Source organism: Aquincola sp. J276 (assembly GCF_024700035.1).
Taxonomy (GTDB): Bacteria; Pseudomonadota; Gammaproteobacteria; order Burkholderiales; family Burkholderiaceae_C; genus Aquincola; species Aquincola tertiaricarbonis.
In genome coordinates, this window is the sequence record NZ_JAJONC010000002.1 from 1,692,599 (window position 1) to 1,715,941 (window position 23,343).

Sequence of the window (23,343 nt, forward strand, 5' to 3'; positions counted from 1 at the left end):
GTTCAGTCTTGAGCAACTGTTCGAGCGCCGCGAGCCACCGCTAGTCAAGGTCAGCACGTGAAGGACAACTGAACCTGGCAGATCGCCGGATCGGGATCGCTGGTAACACTCAGTGCTTCGCTCATTCGCTCCTACGCTCTGAACCAGATGTAATTGGGACAACCACCTCGAGCGTCGTCCCCTGCCCTGGCTCGGTAGTGATCTCCAACGACCCATCGAGCGCCGCAAGACGCTCCTTCATGCCGACGAGGCCCAACCCTGACCCATTCGAGCCGGGTTGGATGCCGACACCGTCGTCCACCACGCACAGCCGGATGGCTGCCCCATCGTCGATTTCGGCCAAGGTCACGCGACAGAGCGTCGCCCGCGCGTGCTTCGAGACATTCGACAGCGCCTCCTGGAGGATGCGATAGACGGCAATGGCCGTGCCCTCATCCAGCGCAGGTAGGTTGCCGTCGAGCTTGAAGGTGTATCGGCACTCGCGCTTGGGCTCGTCGAAGTGGCGCACCATTTCCTCGGCCGCGCCAGCCAAGCCTAGTGCATCCAGCACTTCCGGGCGCAGGTTGCGCACGATGTCTCGAGCGCGGTCGTAGGTCTGGTCGACCAGCGCGACGATGCGGTCGGCGGTCTGCGCCAGTTCGATTTGGCCGGTGGCGCGCACTGCGGCAGCAAGGCCAGCGGCATGCATGCGGACCGTCACGAGCGCAGCGTTCAGATCGTCGTGGATCTCGAGAGAGATGCGCCGCCGCTCCGCCTCCACCATCGTGTTGCTCGATGCGATGAGCCTTCGTTTCTCGTCGTCGGCGGCGTGCAACCGTTCAAGCGCCTCGCGCAGCGCGACGGTGCGCGACTCGACCTCGCCTTCGAGCCGGTCTCGCGTCAACCGCAACCCCTGCGCCATCGACTGGACCGCACGCTGCAGTTCGCCCAGTTCTCCCGGCGCCTCCTTGTCAGCCGGCAGATCGAACCGCCCGGCCATCACCATACGTATCGCTGCCAGGACGCCGACCAGCGGCTCGCGCAGCCGGTGGGCAAGCGCAAGGCCAAGGCCCACGCTGGCCAACGCGGATAAAAGGATCAGCGTCCCGCCGACGGCCAGGCGCTGCGCGCGCTTGGCGACGATCGGCGTCGGTGACACGGTCACTTGGACGAAGCCGAGGGGCGAAGCGCGCGTCTGCGGACCGGTGCGTCCTGTGTTGTCGAAGATGTCAACGTTGAGGGGCTCGGCCGGGATGTCCACCTCAAGGTCGACGAGATCAGCGGGTACGGGGGACCGCTGGCGCACGACACTTATCCGCCGGCTGCTGTCGAGCACCGCGATGCGAATAACGCTGGGATCGGCCGCAAAGATGCCGCTGACGGTTTGCTCGATGCTCGCTGTGTTGCCGGAGATCACGCCATACCGGCTGCCTTCGGCCAGCGAGCGCGCGATTAGCTGCCCGCGGTCCTGGGCATCGGCAGTCGCGTCCTGAAGCGACTGCCAGTAGAGCGCGCCGTTCACGATGACCAGCATGAACATGGCAGGCGCTAGCGCCAGCGTGATGAGGCGGCCGGCGATGCTCCAACGCGCCAGGTCGAGAAGTCGTCTCATGGCCGATCTCCCATGCGCAGCACCGGTGGCTCGATGACCACGTTTAGCGAACGTGCCACGCTCTCGTTGACGGCCACGCGCCAATAGCGCGGGTACTGCGGCGGAGGGATCCGCCGCTCAGTCAGCTCGGACGCAAAACCGGCAATCTGCGCTGCCAAGTCGTCCGCCTCTGATACGGCCGATGCCAGCGTGCCGGCTGCGACGAGCGCGGACGAAAACCCGAACACGGGCTGGCGCCGACGGTACGTTGCCTCCAGCAATTCCCGCAGGTTCTGGGTCGTGTAAACACCGGCGTCCGGAAAAGCCAGCACTGCTGCGGCATCCGCGATGCGCAGCAGGTTCCGCGACAGGCCCAGGTCCGGTTCGTAGACCTCGGCATGTAGCGTCAGGCCGTGAACCGTCGCGGCTTCACGAAGAACGTCTGCCATCGGCACCGACCCGCGAGAAATCAGGGCGCCGACCGTGACACGTCGGCGCAGAAGCGCCCGGATTAGCCGCATCTGGTTCATCGGCGCCGGTTCCGCATAGATGCCGGTCACGCCGGCCTCTCGACCCACCGCGACGCGCTCATAAGCTTGGCGAGAGGCCAGCATCGACACCGAAGGTGCGTTGAGGCGCTCACCGAGCGCCGCGGCCAGGGAACCAGCGCCGATGGCCACATAGAACCGTGGGGCCGGCACGACGCGCAGCTGGCGGACGTCACTGACCGCAGACACGCGGCCGAAGCGTCCTCCGAGGGCGCGTACAAGGTCTGCAGCAGCCGACGAAGCCTCGTCGAACAAGACCCGTATCTCAGGCCCTTGCTGCGCCTGGCTGATGACGGGTGACCCGGTCGCGAGCAGCCCAGCAGCGCCAAGCAGGCGGCGGCGATCGCGTCTCACCTCGGCACCGCCGCACTGGAGATCACGGGAGGTCGACCGCGAGCTGCAGGAACCCCTTGAAGCGTCCGTCGTACCGGCTCTCCAGCGCGGTGTCGGAGCCGATCGAATAGGTGGTGGCCGGACGGTCGAGACGCTGCAGCCCCCCGGTGACTCGCCACTGCGTCTGGTCCTGTTTCCACGCCTTCGACACGACGAGGTCGGCACGGCCATAGCGCGACTGCTGGTAGCCGGTGGATGATGCGCCGGTGTAGCTGCCAGCCAGTTGCCATCCGTTCCCGAACTCACGGCTCACCCCGACGCTTCCGCTGTGCCGGGACCAGAGCGTTCGCTCAAGGATGTTCGTGGGGTTGCGGTTGTCCAGGTAGCCGTAGGTCGCGTGACCGAACCACTCACCCGACAGTCGCCCGCTGATCTGGAACTCTGCGCCGCGCAGATTGACGGCGCCTGCGTTCGTCGGCGTCAGGCCCGCGAGGTTCGTGCGCTCGGATATGAGGCGGGTGAGCTGGTCGTCAAACACACGCGCGTCGAGGATCACGCCCCACGTCGGCAGATTGGCGAGATAGCCGATCTCGCGCGAAACGATGCGCTCGCTGCTGAGGCCACGGGGGCCGATGCGGCTTTGGTAGAAGCGGGCCGTGGAGGAGGCCGCGAGTGGCGGGTCCACGTCGCGGAACCGGATGGTCCAGTTGGTCAGCTGTTCCTGGATGTCGGGCGCGCGGGTGCCCTTCGACCACGAGGCACGCACCGTGTGACCCGGAGCGAGGTGCCAGTTGGCGGCCAGTCTCGGAGAGAAGCTCGACGGCGCGAGGCTGTTGCGCTCGACATAGCCACCGACGTTGAGCGTCAGCCAGGGCCTCGGCCGCGCCTCGACGTTGCCGAACAGCCACCGCACGGTGCTGGTCTGCCGCCCACCGAGATAGGTCTCGCTCTCGCCGCCCTGGTGGCGCCAACCGAAGCCGGTGACGATGCGCAGCTCGGGCGACAGGACCAGCGTGTCCTGCAGTTCGATGTCGGTGCGGAACTGCGTCGCGTCCTGGTCGGTGGTGCCGCACCGCGGCAGGGCTGCTTCGGGTCCCAGGGCATGCAAAGCACCGATAGCACTCACCGCAAGCTGATCGTCGCGCGGCGAGCCGCCCGAGCCGACCGGCACCTGCCCGGCCAGGATGGCGTTCGCGTACCGCGGGTTCGCCTGCCACAGCTTAAACAACTCGGGCAGCAGCGCGGCGGTGGGCAGGCAGGTGCGCCAAGACTGACGGTTGCGCTGGCGCGCCGAGTCGATGGACACGCGGAGCTGGTGCTCTGGCGAGAAGTCGCGTTGCCAGCTGCCGCTGACGTATGAATCGGAAAACCGCCGGTCGGGGTAGCTTTGTTGAAACGGGTCAATGAACGGCACCTCGGCAACGCCACGCGCCAGCATGGCTCGCGCATTGACGACGTCGCCGCTCGGCAGCGTGGCGTCCAAGCGCAATCCCAATCGGGAGATCGCCAAGCCGTCGTGACCGGCGGAATCTTGCGTCACCCAGTCGAACCCGCTGTCGACCGATCGACTCGCGGTCAGGGTGAGTGCCGCCGACTCGAACCGCAGGCCCAGCCGGACGTTGGCCTCGTCCCCGAGGCGCCGGCCGGCAGTCATCGAGACATGCCCGAGCCCCACGTCGGATGCGTTGAACGTGATGATGTTGACCACCGCCAACATCGAATTCGGCCCGTACGTCGCCGAACTGGGACCACGCGTGACTTCTATGCGTTCGATGTCGTCGATGGACACGGGCAGTTGCAACCAAACCACCTCGGAGAACGCCGGCCGGTACACCGAGACGCCGTCGATCAGCACGTTCATGCGCCTGGGCGACGAGCAGGGAACCACCTTCCTTACCACTGTATGGGAGGATACCAACGGAAGCCTGCAACACCTCACGCAGGGTAAGTCGATCTTAATGTCTCACAAGCGTGGGCAGGCGACCCACCGTGGTACAGGCTTTTGGGGCGTTAAGAAAAACTGCCTGCCGCTTGTCGGCCAGGCAAACAAGCTGCCGGCTTGGCTGCGCCGCGAAAAGGGATCAGCGAAAGATACCGGTACAACTCTAAGCATTCTGGGATTCTCTCCGCCAAAGAACTGGGAAAAGATCCTTGCTGGCAGTATTGCAGAGAGCTTCTTTGCTTCAATTCACCGAGGGAATCTCGAGGTCGACATCGAGGGCGAACCGCTTTTGCAAAGCGCCACGCTGCCAGACCTGTTTTCCAACGATGCCGTACGTGACGCGCTACAGGACCAGAAGGACGAGCCGGACGCCTTTCTCAATAGCGGGCACTTTCTGCATGCCCTCACCAGTAGCGAGAGCAAGATCGAGGAAACGGAGAATGCCGGTCTAGGGCGATGTCGCCTGCATATTTTGGTCGGTGAGAATCTGCCCAAGAAAGTGGCGGTCCTCAGAAACGGCATGCTGATTACCTCGGAGCTAGAAAGACTGCGACGGTTCAGCGAGTTCAAAGAGTTCTCGGCTGTCCTGGAATGCTTGAGCGACAAGGGCAATGCGCTACTCCGAGATATGGAGCCTCCTGCGCACGACGACTTTCAACCCGCTCGACTACTCACCGCAGACCAGCAACGCGTAGCGAGAATTGCATTGCGAGAGCTGGCGCAGTGGGTAAGGGATATGCTCAAGCGACATGCACAGGATCCCATTGCTGAAGTAACTGAACTGGACGAGCTGGCTGAATTCTTCGGCGACGATGAGAATGACGGGGGTCTGGGGGCACGCGATGGCGATGAAAATCCCCGCGGTGCACTGAAGATACGCGCGCGCCCGCTACCTCCTCGAAAACCGAAGAGCCCGGACGAGCAACCTGGCGTAGGTGTCGGCGAAGGCGAAGGCACTGAGGGCGACGTGGGTGGAGGTGACGATGGGCAGGGTCAAGGTGAAGGCGATGGCGGCGAGCAGGAAGGTAACGACGGAAACGAAGGCGATGGCACCAGCGATGGCGGTGGCGGAGGAGGCGTAGCTGTGGTTTCACGTCCTTCGATGGCTCTAAGGAACGTTCGCGCAGTTGTCACTGCGCCATCTGGTCGCCGTGTGAGCTTCACTCCGGAAGCGGGGGGCAGTTTGCGATTGGAATTGGAGGACTCCGGAGCCGACACGAATCGACTGCTTCGTATCGCCGGGGCGTCGGGAGGGACCATAGTTGACGGCAGGCTGAAGCTTGCTTGCGAAGCGGGGCAGCGGATAACTCTTGACCTGACGCTGGAGCGGGCATTTGAAGGAACTATAAGGGTGAAGGCAAATGCAATTTGATAGTCTGAGAGCCTTTCCATATCCCGTCTTGCGGCCAGACAGCGACGACTACGTCGATGGCGACATTCAAGTAACCGCCGAGTTCGAGCCTTCTGAGGACGGCCAGGAGGTGCGCGCCAGGGTGGAGTTCCACCTGAGTGTCGAGGAACTTAAAGCGGAGGTTGCAGCAGGTCGAGCTCGTTATGTAATAGTGTTTGCCTGCCGAGACACATACTTCAGGCATGTCGAATTGACCAATGCGTTGGAGTTTGAGGTCACATTCCCCGCAGGGAGTCTGCGTGGCGAAGTTCAGATTTATCCGTATGTGTCTGCAGCCAAGCAGATTAAGGCCTACCAGGCCGAATGGATCAACCCTGAGTTCGGCCCGGGTCCATTTACATATCCTGTTGGTGCAGTTTTGGCGTTAGACCGGCCGCAAGTCGTCTACATTGATAGAGATGTATTCAAGCCGCTGTCTTCAATCTTTGTGATCCGCAAAGACGAGAACATCACGGGGCATGAGTGGCAGGTACGGACCACCGATGACAAGGTTCATATCCTTGTAAGCGCCGAATTGAAGGCGCTAATTGACAACGCAAGGAATAACAAGTCGCATCGCGCTGTCCTGATGAATTCAATCTACTTTGCGGCAGTGATGCATTGCCTGACCCAACTTAAACACGGCGATCATCTTGATGAGACGCGCTGGGGGCGCGTCATTGCACAAAAGTGCCATAACGCGGGCATCAACCTAGCGGAACATGAAGAGTATCTCGTAGCCGAGAGGCTCATGAAGAGCCCGTTCCGACTTGTAGATGCATACGTCTTTCGGGGGAAGAGGCATGAAAATTCGAATCGCTCGCGATGCCACTGTCCAAAGTCTGCGAGACAGCATTGCAGCAAACCTCAGCCGATATAGGAATGGTGACTTCAGTCATCTCGACCTAGACCCCACGCAGTATTTGGAGCTACCTGTCGATAGCGACGACTCAGCACTTGCGGGTATCAAATTTCCGAAGGGCGAGGACTATTTCGAGGTGGACAATTGCTTGGCCGTCTACCAGCTACTAAAAGCGCTTGCACCTTACGATGCTCGGGACGAGCGCTTATGGGTATACCTTTCTCACACTACCCTGCTTCAATACGGGAGAGCCCGCTGGCCGATTCCGAAGGATGACGAGAAGGCCGTTTCACATATCCACACGCACTTCTTTGCGAAGGCAAACCGCCAAATTGAGCGAGACAATTTGGCCTCTCGGCTCTGGTGGATGGCACATTTGTGCACACGCGTGCAAGGCGTCTCGCAGAAACAAGCTCTGGAAGCGTTCCTGCTACGTTCGGACGTACGGGCAAACATTATCGAACGCCCGACAATAGCACAATCCACCCACGTCTTTTCGGTAATTCTCAAGGGACTCATTCAGTCCTCAATGGGCAAGAAGATACTGTTTGAGCGTAGCACATTTAGAAAGTTGATGATGGAGTTAAACTCCATTGGCGGCTTTAAGCTACTTGATGCGCTACCGGAATCCGAGGTGATCAAGATATTCACCGAGGTTGTGGGAAAACGACTGGGCATCGCGACGGTGTGAACATTGCGCTAACTCGCGCAAGACAAATTGCCCCTACGCTGCTTCTTGCCGCATAGTTGGCCACGGAGCTTGGCGCACTATCTATCGGATACGGCGCGGGAACTTGGCGCGTTCTGCGACAATCCGCGCTCTGGCGCCTTGGGCGCCCTTTGGCCGACTTCCTCGCAAAATACTCGAATATGGCGAGCCAGTTCCCGGTCCGCCTCGCTTCCCGACGCCCCGAGCGATGCAGCGATCGCGCGCCAAGCAGTCTGGGCATCTTCGCGCGCCGCTCTCGCCGTTGCGCCTTGCATTGCTGTCGCCGGCGCGTTAAGGAGGCGCCCATCCCGGCCGGCGTTCAGTTGCCACAATTCCGGGTAGCGGCGCGTCGCGCCACGCGTGGCCTGCCGAGTGGCCTCGGCCTCGATGCCACGCTCACGCAGCCTTGAGGCGAAGGTCTCGCGCCAGCGGTGCAGATCCGTCTTGCGCGGGTTGAGGCGCCGGCCGTGCTTGGACTCCGCGCGAACGCTGATGTGGACGTGCGGGTTGGCCTGGTGGTTGTGTAGCACCATCACGCACTTGTGGTCGGTCAGTTCGGTCTTGGCAAACTCGCGCACGGCCCACTTCACGCTCATCGGGTCGGTGCCCCGTGGCATCGACAGCATGATGTTGAAGGCTTCGCGCCGGTGGCCGGCTTCGGGTTCTTCCGGGATCAGCGATCCGCCCAGTCGCCAGTCGTCGGCCAGATCGTAGACGCTCTCCTTGCCGCGCAACGTCTCCCCCGCTCGTCCTCGATCTCGAGCCGGCCGTTCTTGCTGATGTAGCGGAAGTGCGCGGTAATGGCCTTCATGCCACGACCGCCACCTGTCACCTTAACCATGACCTGCGGCGCGCGCCGCAACACGGTGGCTTCGATACGCCTGCGGAGGGTGGCGGCGCGCGCCTTGGGGGCGCTTCCCTTGAGCTTCGGCGTCTGCTTGCCCTCGACCATCCGGTTGCCCGGATAGAAGAGACGGTCGCCCCACGTGATGAGAACATCGTCGATGTTGGGTGGCTGGGACATGAAGATCTCCTTCTGGTCATTGCCCGCGACGAGCGGAAGCGGCAGCGGGCCGGCCTTGCGGCTGCAGGTCTGACAGCACGGTTGCGGCCAGCTCAAGGTGGCCGCGCACGTCTGCGGCCAGCGTGTCGAGCATGTCGCGGTACTGGCGTGCGGGCTCAACGTTGGCCTGGCGTAGCAGAACAGTGAGCCGGTGGACGTTGCGGCTGAGGGTTGAGAGTTCTGCCGTGGACGCGACGAACGTTGCAATGTGGTCGCCGCGGCTGCCGCCGGCCGACAGCACCGGCACGCCGGCGACCAGGCCGCTGATGTAGTCGCCGATCGGCATGCGGGCGTCGCACGCCGCTGCCACGGTGGCACGGGCGTGCTCGCTGCTCATGCGCAGGCAAAGCCGCACGCGGTCTCCTCGGCCTCCTGGCGATCCACACGTCAGGCGGTCGGCATCGAGGTCGAGAGATTGCCCGAGCGCCGCGGCCAAAGTGCTGCGCACGAAGCCGGAAGGCGTGACGCCGAGCTCTCTGGCGCGGTCTAGCAACGCAGCCTTCAGGCCATGCAGATCGACGCTGAGTCGATCACGTGACGAGGCGTCCATACCCGAGTCTCCTGACATGCGGAGCGTGTCAGACATCGGCGCCACCGCGCCTATCCTGCACTCACCAATGCATTCAGTATTGGCTTCGATCGAGGTCTATAGACCGATGATTTCGAGCTGAAAATCATGCGGCACTTGCATCCGTACGAGCGGCAATGCGCATCGCTGGGCAATGGTGAGACGACATGCACACGCCATGAGCATCGGACGAGCGCGCCGCTGATCCAGCGTGACCACTGACGAGCCGAACTGCGCACCAACGACGCTTGATATGAGCGACAGTGAGGCCGAATGCGGCGACGTGCCGTCGCGCGAGCGCTCTTGAGCCGACTCGGTCGATACCGATGCGGATCGACCCTTGCCGACCGGATCTGAGCAATCGTGCGCCAAACGGTGCGCATGGCTGCACGTGGACGACCCGCTGTGCATACCGAGTGCGCAAGCACGAGCCGGGGTGAGTCGGCGCGATGATTCTTGAGCCGAAATCATCGCGTCCGCCGATCGCGTCGGCGCCAACAATGGATCAACCCTCCGGTGATCCCTGTGCAGCTCGAGCCCAAGCATCCACCCCGCCGCACGCGCTACAAGCTCTGCGCGTATTCGGCCGAGATCCACCGCCTGAACGCCGAGGGCTATACGTGTGACGAGATCCGTGACGCCCTGGCCGCGGTGGGCCTGGTGGTCAGCCGGAGCACGGTCCAGCGCGAAGCCGCGCGCGGGCGTCAGCGGCCGGTGGCGACAAGCCCCGCAAGCTCTGCGGTAGCGATGACAACCGCTGGGGTGGTAGCGCCACCGGCAGTGATGACCACCTCCAGCGGCCAAGAACCCGTGCCCTCGCTGGCCACTTCCCGTGCGGTTCCTCCTGCCGATGACCCGCGCACTGCGAAGCAGGTCGCCGAAGACTTCATGAAGGACCAGATTACCAACCCGCTGCTGCGGACTGAAAGGAAACCGTGATGAAGATCGCCGTCATCAGCTTCTCGGGCAACGTCGGCAAGACGACGATCGCCCGCCATCTGCTCGCGCCCCGGATCGCCGGCGCCAAGCTCGTCTCCATCGAGAGCATCAACGCCGGAGACGCTGCCCCGGAAGACGTCATCCGCGGGCGCCAGTTCGCAGCGCTGCAGGAGTACCTGCAAGTCGCCGAGAACGTGCTCGTTGACATCGGCGCCAGCAACGTCGAAGACCTGCTGATGCTGATGAGCCGGTATCGCGGCAGCCACCAGGACTTCGACTACTTCATCGTTCCAACCGTGCCAGCGACCAAGCAGCAGCAGGACACCATCGCCACGCTGGTCGCGCTCTCACGACTTGGCGTGCCGTCGGACGCGGTTCGGCTGGTGTTCAACATGCTGGACGAGGACACCGACATCGCACGGGAGTTCAAGCCGCTGCTGGCCTTCGTCGAGAAGACCTCCACGGCGCGCGCAGACCCGGCGTGTCGGCTAAACAGCAACGAGATCTACGGCCTGGTCAACGCCACGGGCGTCGAGATCGCGGCGCTGGCCGACGACACAACCAACTTCAAGGCGTTGATCGCGGCCACCGCCAACAGCGACGAGCGCATCGCCCTCGCGCGGCGGCTGGCCATGCAGCGCCTGGCGCGTGGCGTCGTGCCGGCGCTGGATGACTGCTTCGAGGCGCTGGCGATCGGACCGATGGCTGCGCGTCAGATGAACGCAGCCGCGGCGGCCTGATCATGGCGGACCCTTCCACGTTGCGCGAGGCGCTGCTCGCCGACGCACTGGGCGAGGCGGCCGAGCTGATGCGGCGAATGGAACAGGTGGCCCCGCGCGTTGAAGAAGCCGTCGAGGCGTTGGCGTTGGCCGACAGCGGCCTGCGCGACAGCCTGGCCGCATTCGAAGGACGGATGTCGGCGATCACCGAGAACGCCAAGGCCAAGACGCTACAGCATCTGGCGGCACGAACCGATGAAGCCACCCGGCGAACGATCGAGCAGCAGTCCCGCGCGATGGCCGACGCGGCTCGTCTGGCCTTCGGTGCCGAGATCGGCAGGGCTGTGGAACGTCTGCAGGCCGTCCTGAATCCGCTGGTCGAACAAGCTGGCCGGGGCTGGGAGCAGTGGCTGACCCATGCGGCCGCTGCAGCCGTAGGGGCGGCCGTCACCCTGGTGATGCAGACCAGGCCATGGGCATGACGGCGCATCGAGGCAGCGCTCGGCGTGCGGCAGAAGGCGTGAGTAGCACGCTTGTGCTACTCTGCTGCCCTGCCGAGGAGCGCCGCATGAGCACCACCACCATCCGCCTGGAAGAGGATCTCAAGGCCCGCATCGCGGCGGCGGCTGAACGCCAGGGGAAAACCGCTCACGCCTTCATCGTCGATGCCATCGCGCAGACGGTAGAGCAGTCGGAACTCGACGACGAGTTCCAGCGCGTTGCCGAAGAGCGCTGGGCCAAGGTCCGGGCGACCGGCAAGTCGATTCCTTTCGACGAGGCGCGCGCGTACATCGAGGCCAGGGCGCAAGGTCAACGCCCTGCCCGCCCCTCGGCGCGCAAGCTCACCGGCTGACGACCCATGGCGCGCCTGGAACTGGCGCCCGAAGTCCTGGACGACTTCGACCGCTTTTTCGACCACCTTCATGCCTTCGAGGTCGAGGACATCCCGGAGCGCATCAGTGAGATTCTGGACGCGCTGCACGTCCTGACGCACAGCCCGCTGATCGGGCGCAAGGTGCGCGGCGGGCTGCGCGAACTGGTGATCGGTCAGGACACCCGGGGCTACATCGCGCTTTACCGCTTCATCCCAGGCATCGACACCGTCTTCGTGTTGGCAGTCAGAAGCCAGCGGGAAGACGGGTTCAAGCGGTCGCCCTGAACCGGCCGCGCGATTCGGTGCCCGTTCACTGCCGTCGGTGATCGCGCCGCCTTTCCAGCGGGCCGGCCGCAGCCGGCCCGCGCGATTTTGCGCGGTCCAGCGCGCGGAAGGTCGGCACCGCGGACGGGCCGACCTCTCCGGTTGACTGCGGTGACCCGGCCTGCCGAGTCACCGCCCCGCCGCTTCAGGCCTTCAGCTTGCGCATCTCCTCGGCCAGCATCCACAGCGCGCGATTGAGGCTGACGCCGCGGTCGATGCTGCCGACAGGGCGCGTGCGCAACCGCCGGCCCTGCACACTGCGGCCGGGCTGCCCGCCCTGGATGACGTTTTCCTGCACGCGCTGAAAGGTGGTCCAGAGGTCGTGCCGCAGGTCTTCGGGCCGGCGTGCCTCGATTAGCTGCTCGGCGGTGACGGGCATCGGCAGATGCCCGCCGCCCTCCTCCACCACGCGCTCGCCGAAACGCAGTGCCAGGGCGGCGGTCGCAAAGGCGATCTCCTCGGGCGGCTCGAGCGGCAGTTCTTTCATCGCCTCGGTGTGCTCGTCCACTTCCTCGAACTCGTCGAGCACGCGGAACGCGCCTTCGATCACCTCGTTCTGGATGTTGCCCTTGTGGGGAATGCGGATGTCCTCCACCACCTCGCCGACGACCAGCCCGTTGCAGCAGACGAAGCGGAACATCCCGGCGAGCATCTGGTAGCTGCTGGCACCGTCGTGGCTGTTGATGAGGATGATCTCGTTGGCTTCCGGCCGGGCTTGCACCTGGCCGGCGTGACGCATGCGGATCATGTGCTTGGTGAAGTTCTCCTTGCCTTCGATGGTGCTGCGGCCCTGGGCGACCATGTACGGCGCGAAGCCTTCGTTGCGCAGGCCGCGCAGCACGTCGATGGTGGGGATGTAGGTGTAGCGCTCGGAGCGGCTCGCGTGCTTGCCCTCGGCGAAGATGGACGGCGCCGCGGCGCGCATCTGGTCCTCGCTCAGCGGTTGATCGGCACGCAGGACGCGGGTGTTCTTGGCAAATCGGGTCGCGAGGTTCGGGGTCGAGTACATGATGGTTTCCTTCGATCGTTGAATGGACTTCGAAGGGCAGGCGCTGCGCTGTGGCTTCATGCCTGCCCGGGTGGGGTCAGGCGTGGGCATGCGCCGGCTGGCGCGTCGTGCGGGTCTTGCGGGCTGCGGCTGCGGGACGCTCGTCGTTGGTCGTGCCGCTTCCTGCGTCGGCACCACTGCTGCGGCGCGCCTCGCTGTCGGCGCGGCTGTCGAGGTAGTCGATCTCGTCAGCCGTGAACGTCATGCCGTAGACGGTCTTGCCGTCCTGCTCGAAGTTGTTGTTGCGCAGGCGCCCGACGACGTTCACGTGCGAGCCCTTCCCCAGGTACTCGGCGGCGTTCTCCGCCTGCTTGCCCCACAGCGTCCACTGGATCGCCGTCGCCTCTTCCTCGCGGTTGTCACCGCTGCCACGCCGGTTGTTGCTGATGGCGGTTAGCACCGCCTTGGCGATCTTGCCCTCTCGCCCGTTGACGTACTCGATGCGGACTGCGCCTGCAAGGTGCGCGTGACGTTGGAAAACTTGAACGTTGGCCATGGCCAATCTCCTTGCGAAAGTGACCAGCCAGGCCCCGATCTGGGTTGCCTTGAAAACTGATCCCTTCGCTCGGACTCCCTTGCTCCCGCCCACGGGCGGGCGGGGGTGGGCATCGCCCCTTCCCTCACGGGAAGGGGTAGGGGATGGGTGGCGTTCTTCAGCAGCCGAAGCAGTGAGCCAGTTTCCCGGCCCACCGCTCGAAGATCCCCCCACAAGTCCCCCTCACCCAGGGATGGGGGCGCAGCTGGGGGGAGCGCGGTGGGACGACTGGCGCACGGGCTGCCCTCCGCGTGGCAAGACGGCGCAGCGTCGCGGCCGGTGTGCCAGCTCGCCTGGCGCACCGGCTGCAGCGCAACCGGACCGACATCCAGGAGCCACTGCGTCTCCGCGGCCGACGTGACACAAAGGCGGCGCAGCGGACGACTGGCGCGTTGGCCGAGCCGTGGCGATCACTTCCACGTATTCGCTCTCAGCGGCCCGGCGACGGGCGTGGCGGTGACCGGGGTGGCGTTCGGGGCGAGCGAGCACCGAGCGCAGCGACCTGCGAGCCGGCCCGATCGCCAAGCGGGCGTCGGTTATGCGCAGCATGACGGACATGAAGCCCGCGATCCCCGTGCACCGGAAAGGCCGCGGCGTGGCGATCGCCGGCTTCGCCGGCCTGACCGTGTTCGCGTCAGGGAAGGAAGCCCGAAGGGGCGAGACGCCGGTCCCCCGGTGGCTCGACGCGCAGCGCGACGGCCCGGCCCCGCGCAGCGGGGAGACGCCCAGGCCTACCGGGACGTGAAGGCAGATGCTGCTGCACAAGCGCACGCGGATGGCCTCGACAAAGCCCAAAAGAACAATGTTGCATAAACACTGTAGAAATTGACTTATTCAGTAGTCTCACAACACCACGCGGCCAAAAGCAAACTCCGTCGCCAGCGCCTCCACCCACGAACAGCAGGTCCTGCGGCTTGCGCGCAAGCGCAAGCGCAAGCGCAACGGACCGCTATGCAGCAGCAGCCGGTCGTCGGCGTCGAGCGTGTGCGCGCTTACGCCAACGACGCCGACCCCTGATTCGGCGACAGCACCTCCACGAGCGTCGGCTGAGCAAAGTACAGCGGTCACCCTTTGCCAGGGTGGCTTGCACCTTTTTGAACTACTTCTGCCTTGCGGCGCGGCGTGCAAACAGTTGACCGCGCCACTTGGAAGCCGTGCTGCGTCGCCAGATCAAGTTAACGCGTTAGCCGATACAAGCGGGATACGAGCGCAGTGTGTTCACCTCTGATCACGGGAAGTTTATGCACCGTCGCATTCAATCTACTTTGAAAAGCACTTAAAACCTCGTTGTCCAATAGGCAGGACGCTGTGACAACTGCCTGCGACCAAGACGAGGCGCCCGACTTTTCATAGAACTTCTTTATGAGTCTGAGATAAATGAATGGCTGGATCGCACGATAGTCTCGAACTGCAATGAGCCAAAGAAACCAGGTCGGCTCATCGCGGTTAATCTCGTCATGAATTGCCTTGGACGCAGAGTTCCAGCCACGCTTATCGTACCGAAACTTTGAGTCTTGTGCGAACGAAGAAATAACCTCATGCAGGTCGCCTTCCACATGATACTTCGCTTCGACGTTTTGGCCATTTACATTGATGTCGTAGCGACGACGATTAACGGTAACTTCGCGCGTCGCCTGGATGCCTCGCCGCCGGAGGGACGCCGACAGGAAAGTACAGATTAGGCCTTCATGCTTCAATTCTGGAGTCCAGTCCAAAGCTTCGATGACGCATGAACGCATCACCTCTTGACCGAATGCATCCTTGAAAATAGCAGGAAGATGGGTAAGCAATGGCATAGTAGTTCTAAGCAGTCTATCGCCTCCGATGCTGCGCCGTGCAAGTAATCCGCACGAATCGCAGGGCACTTACGCTTGTCGATTCGTCATGGCGCCGATCACCTCGGCCCTCAGCAGGTCATACATAGTCACCGTCATCTATTTAGGCGAGAGCACGTCTTCTCGTAATGTAGCTGTATGCATTCGTACCCGGCTATAGGCTTTTCAAAGGAGCGCATGATGTTTCATCGTGAACCACGCGGGGGGGGAGGGGGGCTCCCATAGGTCGAGGAACGTCCCGGCGAGAACCTGCACTTCGCCATGTTGCAAAGCTGTTGTCTGATTAACCACAGAAAATCAGACTTTCGAGAAAACCTAGTCGTCTCGCATCGCCTTATCGAAGACGTGTAGGTGGTAGCTACAAAGGCCACCGTTGTACTGGTCACCTTGGCCAAGCGCTTCTTCACAGACTGAGCATTCCTGATAGTCGAGTTGCGCTCCGCACCAGAGGCAACGCTGCTCATGAATAAGAAAGGTAGATCTGTCACAGGCGTTGCATTCCTCGACACCCGGCTCGCCTCCATCACGCGGGTCATAATCGTAGGCGTCGTTAAGCGTCTTGATCATTAGCGGAGCGATTAAATCCGAATGGCCGCAAGCTATGCACACGTATTTGAACGACTCGTCCTGGCTTTCAAGGCTGGCCCCGTCCTCGATGTCGTCTTGGCTGGGTCGGAGCAAAGGAGAGCCGCATTCCACGCACTGACACTTATCCAGCCACGGCCGCATCAGCTCCGAAACACCAACGTTGTCCCACGCGGCCGCGCATGTCGACATAGTATTGGTAAAAAACTCGTGGTGCGCGAGCATGACGGGCCAAGCAGTGGCTAGTAATTCGGCCGGCTGCTCGTTCAGTTGGGTCTGGATGAATTCGCGCAGCACAGGAAACAGGTCGGCAACAAAGCCTGCCACCTCGCCCAGCGTATTGGCCGGGTGCAAGTGTTCCAGGTGATTGCGGCATTCCTGCATTTGTTCGATGGCCGGCCAGTCGACATCAATACCGAACCCCTCGAAGCGCTTTTTGATGGTCGCGACGTCGATAGTTGTTCTTTTGAACTTACCAACGGGCTTCCACTCGACGCCACCATCGCCGTCAGTTTGCGGAAGCACTTCGGGGGATTGAAGATCAAAGCCGGCGCATCTGCAGGATCATCGACAGACACCGCAATCTTATATTTGAACAATAGTAGGATGCCTGCGAACAGGTTCCGCACGGCTGAGAGGGCACGGGCCGGATCGCCTCCATGGTCCTTCGCCTGCTTGGTGCGTTGGAAGTCCTCAATGCCAAGGCGAATGGATGTCAGCGCGTTCTCTTTGAGCTTCTGTGCGTTCAACTCTGTCACGATGTCTGTTAAGGTTAAAGTCAGCTTGTGCCACGGTAGTTGGACCACTCTGCGGCCACTCGTAGAATGATCGGCTGCCGACGGTTTTTTTAGTCACCGATCGGTCTGATGCGAGGATCGAGTCGTGCCTCCCAGTACTCGCGATTGTCCAAGGCCAACAGCGTGTCGTACTCATCCTCAAAGGCCTCTGCCAGGTCCTGGACGTCTCCGTCAAGGAACTTGCGAAGGGGCTGATACGCCTCCTCAATACGCTTGATTTTCGGGTGAACGCTGACAAGTGAGCAGAGGCCCTCGTCGTCAATTTGGACTAGCTTACCTTCAGCAGCGGACTGAACCTCAGTAAGAAATTCCTTAGCGCTAGAAGCGTCGAGCTTGATGGGCTCACGCTGGCCCAATTCTTTGAACACCAGGAAGGCCACTACCCTCGGTAGCTCTTTCAATTTCTTTGCCAAATTCTTCTCAAGCGTCCTTAGGGTGTCCGACGTAGAGGAATGCGCAGTCTTTATACGTGCAACTTCCACCTTGTCCTTGGCCGCTGACAGCTGAGTGATCAGCGCGTCTCGTTGTTCCAAGTGGTCTTCAAGCTCTCCGATCGTCGCCTTGGCGTCCTTGTAGTCCCGCTTCACCTTCTCGTGCTCTGCCGCCGGTATTAACAGTGGTTGCGGCAGTGCGTCTAGGATTGAAGGCAGGCCATTCAAAAATTTGTCGCGCTTGTTCTCCCAGCGAGCTGTTGGGGCTCCCTTGCTCGAAAGCACCGTTTGAAGCTGGTCCCGGAGCTGATTGAGGTCATCCTTATGGTTAACCTTGGTCAACTGCAACGCAGTCATGACTCCCTGAACGTCAGAATATTTAAGCGGAGGAATGAGCAGCGGAAACATCTGGTGTGACATAGCCCACGTTGCTCCCAGCTCGCACAGGCAGAACTGAGAAGCCAGGTAGTTTGGCGAGATGAGCGCGATCACCGCCTTCGGTGACTGGATCTCGCTCTTGATGTGGTCCACAAAGTTCGCTCCGCTTGGGATTCCCAAGCCTTCTAAGGAAGAACAGAAGATGCGCTCGCTGTTCATATTCAATCCAAGTTGAAGAAGATCCACGAGGGCGTCGGCAAGTGGTTTGTCCCTGACGGCGTGACTGACAAAGATTTCGCTACTCAAGATTTTTCTCCTTGGCCGTTACTGATTGTCGAGTGTTTGCGGATGCCACGCAACGGTGGAATTGTTTGAGCAAGCGCCCGCCGCGCCGCGGCGGATTCCCACGGTGCAGCGAAGTTGCGAGTCAACTTCGCAAAGGGCGAGAGTCGTCGAAATCCGCTGGCGGGCCGAGAGTTTGGAGCTGGCAGCAGCGGCCGTTCGACGCACAGGCGTGATCCTCGATGCCGAGGTATCGGACGATCGACTCCAGCTTGGAATGGCCCAGCAGCAACTGCACGGCGCGCAGGTTCTTGGTGCGCCGGTAGATGAGCGTCGCCTTCGTCCTGCGCATCGAGTGCGTCCCGTAGTCGGCGCGGTCAAGGCCATATCCGTCGACCCAGTGCCCACGGATCCGGGCGTACTGGCGGGTGCCGAGGTGAGGTGAGTCGTGGAGCCGGCTGGGGAAGATGAAGTCATCCGACTTCAGGCCAGCCAGCTTCATCCACGCCTGCAGGGCATCCCGCGTGGCCGGCGTAATCTCGAACTGGACCGGGCGCCGGGTCTTGTGCTGCAGGACGATGGCGCGCGTCGCAATCTGGTCTCCATGACAGACGTCTCTGACCTTCAGAGCGAAGAATCGCACCCGCGGAGCTTGCTGTCGATGCCCAGGTTGAAGAGTGCGGGCTCGCGCACCCGGTGTTACATCTGTAAATGGACGCGGAGAGACCAGATGTCCTTGAGCTTGAACGGGGCCTTCTGCCCGACGATCTTGCCCTTGTTCCACGGCTCGCGACAACCGTTGACACCTGTGTTGCCCATGATGGTCTCCCATCGAGTTGAGGGCCATACAAGATGCGCCGACGCCCGATTCCCGCTCTTGCCCTGCGTCAACCCCAACCCCATTGCCGAACGCACCGAGGGACAGCTTACTGGCCACGAGCGGTCAATCGCATCGTCTCTTCAGAACAGGCACTAGTTCGGCGAAGGTCCACTCGAGCGAAGCGCCTGAAAAAAGCAATCGCAACCCTTCCGTTGAACAGGGTCAGGCCCAAGTCCAGGCCACACCGCCACCTGGATGGATGCCGCGCTGGCGTAGCACTCGCCAGCAGGCGGCCAGATGCCGACTCGTCGCGAGTCAGCTCGAATCCTCTTGGACGAACGATTGCCCTGACGCTCGGGCCTGAGCTCACCCGCCCGCGAGGACGTATCGCCAGACTGCCCATGCCGCCACGCCGATCAGTGCAGCCAGCGCGGAGATGAACGTGTAGAAGCGGTAATTGCGAACCCGCTGCCTGCCCTGAACGACAACCGGAGGGTCTCGCTGGCGCGCCAGGAATGGCATCCAGCTCTCGCGCTGGTGCAAGTTGTAGAAGTAGCTGGAATGTCGCCAGAACGGATACTCGCGCTGCACGACGGCTCCACCAGCGGTGTTGTCGAACCCCTTGGCGCCCGCGCTCCCTCCGTCGGCGATGACCCACTCGGCCACGCGCGCCCAGATATCTCTGCGGCTGTACTCGTTGAGTACCCGCTCGACCTGGCCGCTCTCGATGCGGGCGCCCCAGTCGTAGTCTCGGCGAACTATAGACCCGCAAAAGACGATGCGCCGGAAACGAACTTGCGGGTTCTCCTCCATTGCGCGCGCCACGATGTAGGAGCCGAAGCTGTGCGCAATGACGGACGGCGGTGAGTCATGAAGATTCGCCCGGTACACGAGTGCCTCGTACCACTGCAGGAACCTCTGGACCTCCGCGGTGCGCTCCACCGGGTTCAGCAGCCCCCTTAAACCGACGTGGCCGTAGTCATCTGGTCGGTGCTCGAGACCCAGCTTCACCTCGTCGAAGCACGCCTGAATCCACTTTTGCCATGCCCCGGGGGTGTTGAACCCGTGAAGCGATATGACGATGTGACCGGCAGCAGGCGTTGGCCGAGGCGACCGGGCCGCGGAGAAGAGCCGCTCGGCCTGTGGGAAGTTCTGCGCATGCCTGAAGGCGTCAACCAGCCCGAACAGGACACTCTTCACGCCAGGCACATCGGCAGGCAGCCGCGCGACGAGATGACCCCCGCCACCTCCTTCGACCCACAGGCACGGCAGGTCCGACGCCTTCAGCCCCGGGTAGCGCTTGGAGTCGATGGCAGTGGCGACGTCATCCGGAGACCGCGGCCGTTCAGGCACAACGACCTGCAGAAAGACATCGGTGATGGCGTTCACCTCGTCCTGGTGGTCGTAGAAGTAAGAGACCGCGGTGCGGTCTGAGTCACGCAGGAACAGCAGGATTGCTTGAACGTAGGGCGGCGCTGCGCCCTCGCTGGCCCCGTCAGGGCTGGCTGCCACAGCAGGCGTCCCACGCGTCCCTGATTTCCTGCGGGGTGGGCCGACGACCGAGCGGCAGCCGTGCCGCCATGCAACCCGGCCCGGGAATCGTCGTAACGCCGCCGTTCGGTGGATCCTTCAGAATCAGGCCCATCTGCTCCGGGGCGTCGCTGGATATCAGGCCCTTCATGTACTCATGCAACTTGGAGGCGTTGCCCGCCGCGGCCTGGCCCGGACTTGCAGCAAGGTAGCCGCGAAGAACAACCAACGCCTCGAAGTGCGCCACGGGGCCGGGCAGTTCATCCTCTAGGAAGCCGAACAGTGCTGCTTTGAAGACATTGGCTGCGTTCACGGGGCCCTCCTTGTTTATAAGCGCCTAGCATGATGCATCCGGGCGGGTTCCTCGTACAGTGCGCCAAACCTGCAGGAGCCCAGGCTGTTGGTTCCCAAGAGGGTCGGCACCGCATTGCGCTCGGGCACCTGGTTCACCCAGCCTTTGATGCCGCTGGTGTTGCCCTCCTCGCGCCGGGACGGTGTGCTGGGAACCAGCCACCATGGTTAACCTGGTCAGCGAGTGCCCAAGCGGGGGCGGCGCGGTCAGCGCCGGATTGCCCACCGGAATCCACCTTGCTGAGCGAAGGGAGCGGTTGAAGCAGGTCCATTGTCAAGACATCGCGTGTGTAGGTACCCGTATGCATACCGCAACGCCTTCGAGGACGTCACGCGTTTCATCCGCACTGTCGTGGCGTTACGTCGCTACGTCATGGCACTCGGCGATTACACGTCCGACCGCTTTCCGCGACGTCGAACGGCGCCAGTGGGTCGGGTCCAGCCTGTCACCGGGTCGGCGACGATCAAGCGGGTTTGCCCGAAACGAAACGACCCCAAGAGCGCCAGTCTTAAACCTGGGTCAGCACCGTCCACACAAGCCACAAGTAAACTACGAACGCAAGTGTCTTGATCCACTCGCGCCAGCGCGCTCGCCACAGCAGCAACGCCAGGCCCAGCAAGATCACAGCCAGCAGCACCCAGATCAGCGGGGCTACCGGGCCTAACCAGCGCACGAGCGCGCCGTGCTCTTGGCTGGTTGGCGGCAGCAATTCTGGCGGCATGGTGCCACCAGCCACGAAGGCAGCGATGCCGTCCCAGGCACGGTCGTCCAGCGCAGCTGAGTGACCGCCGATTACATAGCCGCCGATCTGGCCCGGTACCTTGGCATCGGTGCCGGCCACCTGGATCAGATGCTCGGCTGCCCCACGCTCGCACGCGCCAAAGCCGCGATGGCCAGCACCGCCAAGGTCCTGCCAGTTCACCATCTCCATGGCATTGGGGAAGAAAGCCACGACCCAGTCCGAGGTGGCGGTGAAATTGAGCACTTGGTCCACGCGCTTTTTTTGGATGAGGTGCGCCCAGTCCACGCAGGTACGCAGCACGCTGCCAGCCAGCACCACGCGGTTGAATTTCGCGCCGGCGTAGTCATCCATTGCCTTACGCAGCAAATAGGTGCCGTGGCTGTGGCCGATGTAGTGGAACTCGGCGTCGGGGTAGCGCGCCCGGGCCTCCGTGTAGCGATCCATCAGCCACTCGACCTTCTCCTGCCGCGCGCCAGGGCGCAAGAACGACAGCATGGGAAAGTACCCGTAGCTCGAGGTCTCCAGATGAACGGAGCCTGGCCCGTGCATGGCTTCAAGCGCACGACGCACGCCGGACCCGATGCGCTCGGTCCAGTAGCCTTCGTCGCGGATGCCGTGGATCACGAACACGACCGCGCGCACCACATCGCGCGGGCTCTTGTCACCGCCTTCCTGTGCTTGTTCCCGCGCCGCCAGGTCGTGTTTCGGTCCCGGGAACGCGTCCACAGAAACGGGCACCACATCACCCGGACCCAGAGGATCCGCCAGCGCGCGTCGAAAGGCCGTGGCGCGCAGGGCCGGCGCTCCCTCGGGCTCGTCCTCCACCGCATAGGCCGCAACGCAGTCTGGGCTCGTGCGGTCGCAGGTCATGCGCACCACGTCGGCATGGCCAGATTGCCGCACCTCCAGGTACGTAAAGCCGTTGCCCGTCACGGCGTCGATGTTGGCATCCGGGGGAACGAGGTCATCGCGCGTGCCTAGCAGCTGCACGACCGCAGGCATGTCCGCCGCCTTTTCCTGCGAGAGCGCCAGCCACTGCAGGCGCAGCTGCGTGATGAAGGGCGACCCCTGCCTCGCGGCCATCACGGTAAACGGATCCATGCCCACGGCCTCGGCTGCCCGGTTGAGCCATAGGCCGAGGCCAATCTCCAAGCTGCGCGTCAAGGACATGTGGTGCGACACCGTCCAGCCGCGGTTGATGCCGGCCAGCAGCACGATGCGCTTGACTTCCCGGGCCCATGGCCGAGGGAAGGCGCGGGGCGCGTCCAGGGCCTGTGCCAGCGCCGACTCAAACGGAGCACGGACTGTCGGTCCCATGCCTGCGACGTAAGCCTTTCGCACGAGCAGGCTTCCAATGCTGTGACCGACGAGCACGAGCGAGTCATACCGTCCTGTGTCCCAGGCCTCATCGAGGCAGCGCACCAGGTCGCCTACCACATTCTCCATTGACGCGCGCGAAAACAGATCCAGCGGTAGTTTGGGCAGCAGCACGTCAGTGGGGCCACGCACGGCGCGAAGTTGCTCCACCGCCGGAATCAACGTGGCCGGCGTTACGGTGAAGGCATGGACCATCAGCGCGAGCTGACGGGACGGGCCGGCCGGATCCCTGCGGAGATCCCGGGTCACCGTGCAGCTTCGTGGGGGGCTTTTCGGCGGCGACGGCGGCCCCGCCTGAAAACAACAGCGCCAAGAGCAGTGCGAAGACCGTGCCGGCTCGCATTATCGAAGTGGCGCCTAAGGGCCGGCGGGCGCCTGCGGGCGATAGTCCAGCGACGGCGGACATGTCAGGCGCCAAGTGCGATGAGCTTGGCGCCGAGCCGCCCCAGAGCCTCGCGCGCCTCTTCTATCCGTTTCGCGCTTTCGGCCAACTCTTCGTCAACCGCACGTGTGCCCAGTCGCATCATCTCCGTCCCTCCGAATAACCCCTGTCGCCGGCAGTCGGCTTCATCGAAGGCATGCCGAGGTAGGCCTCGATTCGACTTCCGGCACCAAGCATAGCTGCCTGTGCGCTGAAATCGAGGCCGTGCTCCACGACGTGGAGGGCCTGTTGGAGTTGTTCGAGAACGCCGTCGTTGCGGCCGTCCGCGTCGTCGAAGTTCAATCGCCGAGCGGCCGCTTCCAGGCATCGAAGTAGAGCCGGCTGAGGACTGCAACGGGTCGACTTCCG

At 62.9% G+C, this 23,343-nt stretch carries 25 protein-coding genes and 1 pseudogene; 9 read left to right on the forward strand and 17 right to left on the reverse strand.

Features of this window, described 5'->3' with window-relative positions; genetic code table 11:
- Positions 1 to 121: 121 nt before the first annotated feature.
- The 3 genes from LRS14_RS25645 to LRS14_RS25655 all read right to left on the reverse strand — a co-directional run bounded on the left by LRS14_RS25645 (position 122) and on the right by LRS14_RS25655 (position 4,312).
- Positions 122 to 1,591: an ATP-binding protein gene (locus LRS14_RS25645; RefSeq protein WP_257801615.1), complete on the reverse strand. Its 1,470-nt coding sequence runs from the start codon at positions 1,589 to 1,591 to the stop codon at positions 122 to 124.
- Positions 1,588 to 2,373 (reverse strand): hypothetical protein, encoded by a 786-nt coding sequence (locus LRS14_RS25650; protein WP_257801616.1) that lies wholly within the window; start codon positions 2,371 to 2,373, stop codon positions 1,588 to 1,590. The genes LRS14_RS25645 and LRS14_RS25650 overlap by 4 nt, the downstream gene beginning before the upstream one ends.
- Before the next feature lie 121 nt (positions 2,374 to 2,494).
- On the reverse strand, positions 2,495 to 4,312 hold the full coding sequence (locus tag LRS14_RS25655; protein ID WP_257801617.1) for a TonB-dependent siderophore receptor: 1,818 nt from the start codon (positions 4,310 to 4,312) through the stop codon (positions 2,495 to 2,497).
- On the opposite strand from LRS14_RS25655, the gene LRS14_RS25660 reads away from it, so the two are divergent.
- From LRS14_RS25660 to LRS14_RS25670, 3 genes are read left to right on the forward strand one after another with little or no spacing between them, the layout of a single operon-like run.
- Positions 4,311 to 5,765: a hypothetical protein gene (locus LRS14_RS25660; RefSeq protein WP_257801618.1), complete on the forward strand. Its 1,455-nt coding sequence runs from the start codon at positions 4,311 to 4,313 to the stop codon at positions 5,763 to 5,765. The two genes, LRS14_RS25655 and LRS14_RS25660, sit on opposite strands and share 2 nt — an antisense overlap.
- Positions 5,755 to 6,663: a hypothetical protein gene (locus LRS14_RS25665; RefSeq protein ID WP_257801619.1), complete on the forward strand. Its 909-nt coding sequence runs from the start codon at positions 5,755 to 5,757 to the stop codon at positions 6,661 to 6,663. The genes LRS14_RS25660 and LRS14_RS25665 overlap by 11 nt, the downstream gene beginning before the upstream one ends.
- On the forward strand, positions 6,587 to 7,336 hold the full coding sequence (locus LRS14_RS25670) for a DUF6339 family protein (protein WP_257801620.1): 750 nt from the start codon (positions 6,587 to 6,589) through the stop codon (positions 7,334 to 7,336). The genes LRS14_RS25665 and LRS14_RS25670 overlap by 77 nt, the downstream gene beginning before the upstream one ends.
- A 77-nt stretch (positions 7,337 to 7,413) precedes the next feature.
- On the opposite strand, the gene LRS14_RS25675 is transcribed toward LRS14_RS25670, so the two are convergent.
- Genes LRS14_RS25675 through LRS14_RS25680 form a run of 3 tightly spaced genes read right to left on the reverse strand, consistent with a single transcriptional unit; the run spans position 7,414 to position 8,967 of the window.
- Positions 7,414 to 8,088 (reverse strand): relaxase/mobilization nuclease domain-containing protein, encoded by a 675-nt coding sequence (locus LRS14_RS25675; protein WP_310740876.1) that lies wholly within the window; start codon positions 8,086 to 8,088, stop codon positions 7,414 to 7,416.
- Positions 8,028 to 8,378 (reverse strand): hypothetical protein, encoded by a 351-nt coding sequence (locus LRS14_RS30455; protein WP_310740877.1) that lies wholly within the window; start codon positions 8,376 to 8,378, stop codon positions 8,028 to 8,030. The genes LRS14_RS25675 and LRS14_RS30455 overlap by 61 nt, the downstream gene beginning before the upstream one ends.
- A gap of 16 nt (positions 8,379 to 8,394) precedes the next feature.
- Positions 8,395 to 8,967 (reverse strand): hypothetical protein, encoded by a 573-nt coding sequence (locus LRS14_RS25680; RefSeq protein WP_257801621.1) that lies wholly within the window; start codon positions 8,965 to 8,967, stop codon positions 8,395 to 8,397.
- Positions 8,968 to 9,510: 543 nt separating this feature from the next.
- On the opposite strand from LRS14_RS25680, the gene LRS14_RS25685 reads away from it, so the two are divergent.
- The 5 genes from LRS14_RS25685 (at position 9,511) to LRS14_RS25705 (ending at position 11,802) form a co-directional block, all read left to right on the forward strand.
- On the forward strand, positions 9,511 to 9,924 hold the full coding sequence (locus tag LRS14_RS25685; RefSeq protein WP_257801622.1) for a hypothetical protein: 414 nt from the start codon (positions 9,511 to 9,513) through the stop codon (positions 9,922 to 9,924).
- The gene (gene stbB, locus LRS14_RS25690; RefSeq protein WP_257801623.1) at positions 9,924 to 10,664 is read left to right on the forward strand and encodes a StbB family protein; all 741 of its coding nucleotides are present in this window, start codon (positions 9,924 to 9,926) and stop codon (positions 10,662 to 10,664) included. The genes LRS14_RS25685 and stbB overlap by 1 nt, the downstream gene beginning before the upstream one ends.
- A gap of 2 nt (positions 10,665 to 10,666) precedes the next feature.
- Positions 10,667 to 11,125, forward strand: a complete 459-nt coding sequence (locus LRS14_RS25695; protein WP_257801624.1) for a hypothetical protein — start codon at positions 10,667 to 10,669, stop codon at positions 11,123 to 11,125.
- Positions 11,126 to 11,211: 86 nt separating this feature from the next.
- Positions 11,212 to 11,496 (forward strand): ribbon-helix-helix protein, CopG family, encoded by a 285-nt coding sequence (locus LRS14_RS25700; RefSeq protein ID WP_257801625.1) that lies wholly within the window; start codon positions 11,212 to 11,214, stop codon positions 11,494 to 11,496.
- 6 nt (positions 11,497 to 11,502) lie between these two features.
- Positions 11,503 to 11,802, forward strand: a complete 300-nt coding sequence (locus LRS14_RS25705) for a type II toxin-antitoxin system RelE/ParE family toxin (RefSeq protein WP_257801626.1) — start codon at positions 11,503 to 11,505, stop codon at positions 11,800 to 11,802.
- 184 nt (positions 11,803 to 11,986) lie between these two features.
- Here the strand turns inward: LRS14_RS25705 and LRS14_RS25710 are convergent, their stop codons facing one another.
- Positions 11,987 to 12,850 carry a DUF932 domain-containing protein gene (locus LRS14_RS25710; protein ID WP_257802226.1) on the reverse strand — a complete coding sequence of 288 codons (864 nt, stop codon included), beginning with the start codon at positions 12,848 to 12,850 and terminating at the stop codon, positions 11,987 to 11,989.
- A 76-nt stretch (positions 12,851 to 12,926) separates the two neighbouring features.
- The gene (locus LRS14_RS25715) at positions 12,927 to 13,385 is read right to left on the reverse strand and encodes a single-stranded DNA-binding protein (protein ID WP_257801627.1); all 459 of its coding nucleotides are present in this window, start codon (positions 13,383 to 13,385) and stop codon (positions 12,927 to 12,929) included.
- Positions 13,386 to 13,980: 595 nt separating this feature from the next.
- On the opposite strand from LRS14_RS25715, the gene LRS14_RS25720 reads away from it, so the two are divergent.
- Positions 13,981 to 14,169 (forward strand): hypothetical protein, encoded by a 189-nt coding sequence (locus LRS14_RS25720; RefSeq protein WP_257801628.1) that lies wholly within the window; start codon positions 13,981 to 13,983, stop codon positions 14,167 to 14,169.
- 430 nt (positions 14,170 to 14,599) lie between these two features.
- Here the strand turns inward: LRS14_RS25720 and LRS14_RS25725 are convergent, their stop codons facing one another.
- The 9 genes and pseudogenes from LRS14_RS25725 to LRS14_RS25760 all read right to left on the reverse strand — a co-directional run bounded on the left by LRS14_RS25725 (position 14,600) and on the right by LRS14_RS25760 (position 23,277).
- Positions 14,600 to 15,220, reverse strand: coding sequence for a hypothetical protein (locus LRS14_RS25725; protein ID WP_257801629.1), 621 nt, complete (start codon positions 15,218 to 15,220; stop codon positions 14,600 to 14,602).
- A 354-nt stretch (positions 15,221 to 15,574) separates the two neighbouring features.
- Positions 15,575 to 16,369 carry a hypothetical protein gene (locus tag LRS14_RS25730; RefSeq protein ID WP_257801630.1) on the reverse strand — a complete coding sequence of 265 codons (795 nt, stop codon included), beginning with the start codon at positions 16,367 to 16,369 and terminating at the stop codon, positions 15,575 to 15,577.
- Between the two features lie 322 nt (positions 16,370 to 16,691).
- Entirely contained in the window at positions 16,692 to 17,756 is a 1,065-nt protein-coding gene (locus LRS14_RS25735; RefSeq protein ID WP_257801631.1) for a toll/interleukin-1 receptor domain-containing protein, read from the reverse strand.
- Between the two features lie 121 nt (positions 17,757 to 17,877).
- A pseudogene (locus LRS14_RS25740) lies at positions 17,878 to 18,551 on the reverse strand (tyrosine-type recombinase/integrase).
- Between the two features lie 367 nt (positions 18,552 to 18,918).
- The gene (locus tag LRS14_RS25745; RefSeq protein ID WP_257801632.1) at positions 18,919 to 19,941 is read right to left on the reverse strand and encodes a hypothetical protein; all 1,023 of its coding nucleotides are present in this window, start codon (positions 19,939 to 19,941) and stop codon (positions 18,919 to 18,921) included.
- A gap of 106 nt (positions 19,942 to 20,047) precedes the next feature.
- Complete coding sequence (locus LRS14_RS25750; RefSeq protein ID WP_257801633.1) at positions 20,048 to 20,395, reverse strand: hypothetical protein; 348 nt, start codon at positions 20,393 to 20,395, stop codon at positions 20,048 to 20,050.
- 133 nt (positions 20,396 to 20,528) lie between these two features.
- Positions 20,529 to 20,741, reverse strand: coding sequence for a YpsA SLOG family protein (locus LRS14_RS30805; RefSeq protein WP_404977615.1), 213 nt, complete (start codon positions 20,739 to 20,741; stop codon positions 20,529 to 20,531).
- Between the two features lie 201 nt (positions 20,742 to 20,942).
- On the reverse strand, positions 20,943 to 22,802 hold the full coding sequence (locus LRS14_RS25755) for an alpha/beta fold hydrolase (protein WP_257801634.1): 1,860 nt from the start codon (positions 22,800 to 22,802) through the stop codon (positions 20,943 to 20,945).
- 274 nt (positions 22,803 to 23,076) lie between these two features.
- Positions 23,077 to 23,277 carry a hypothetical protein gene (locus LRS14_RS25760; protein WP_257801635.1) on the reverse strand — a complete coding sequence of 67 codons (201 nt, stop codon included), beginning with the start codon at positions 23,275 to 23,277 and terminating at the stop codon, positions 23,077 to 23,079.
- Positions 23,278 to 23,343: the final 66 nt, after the last annotated feature.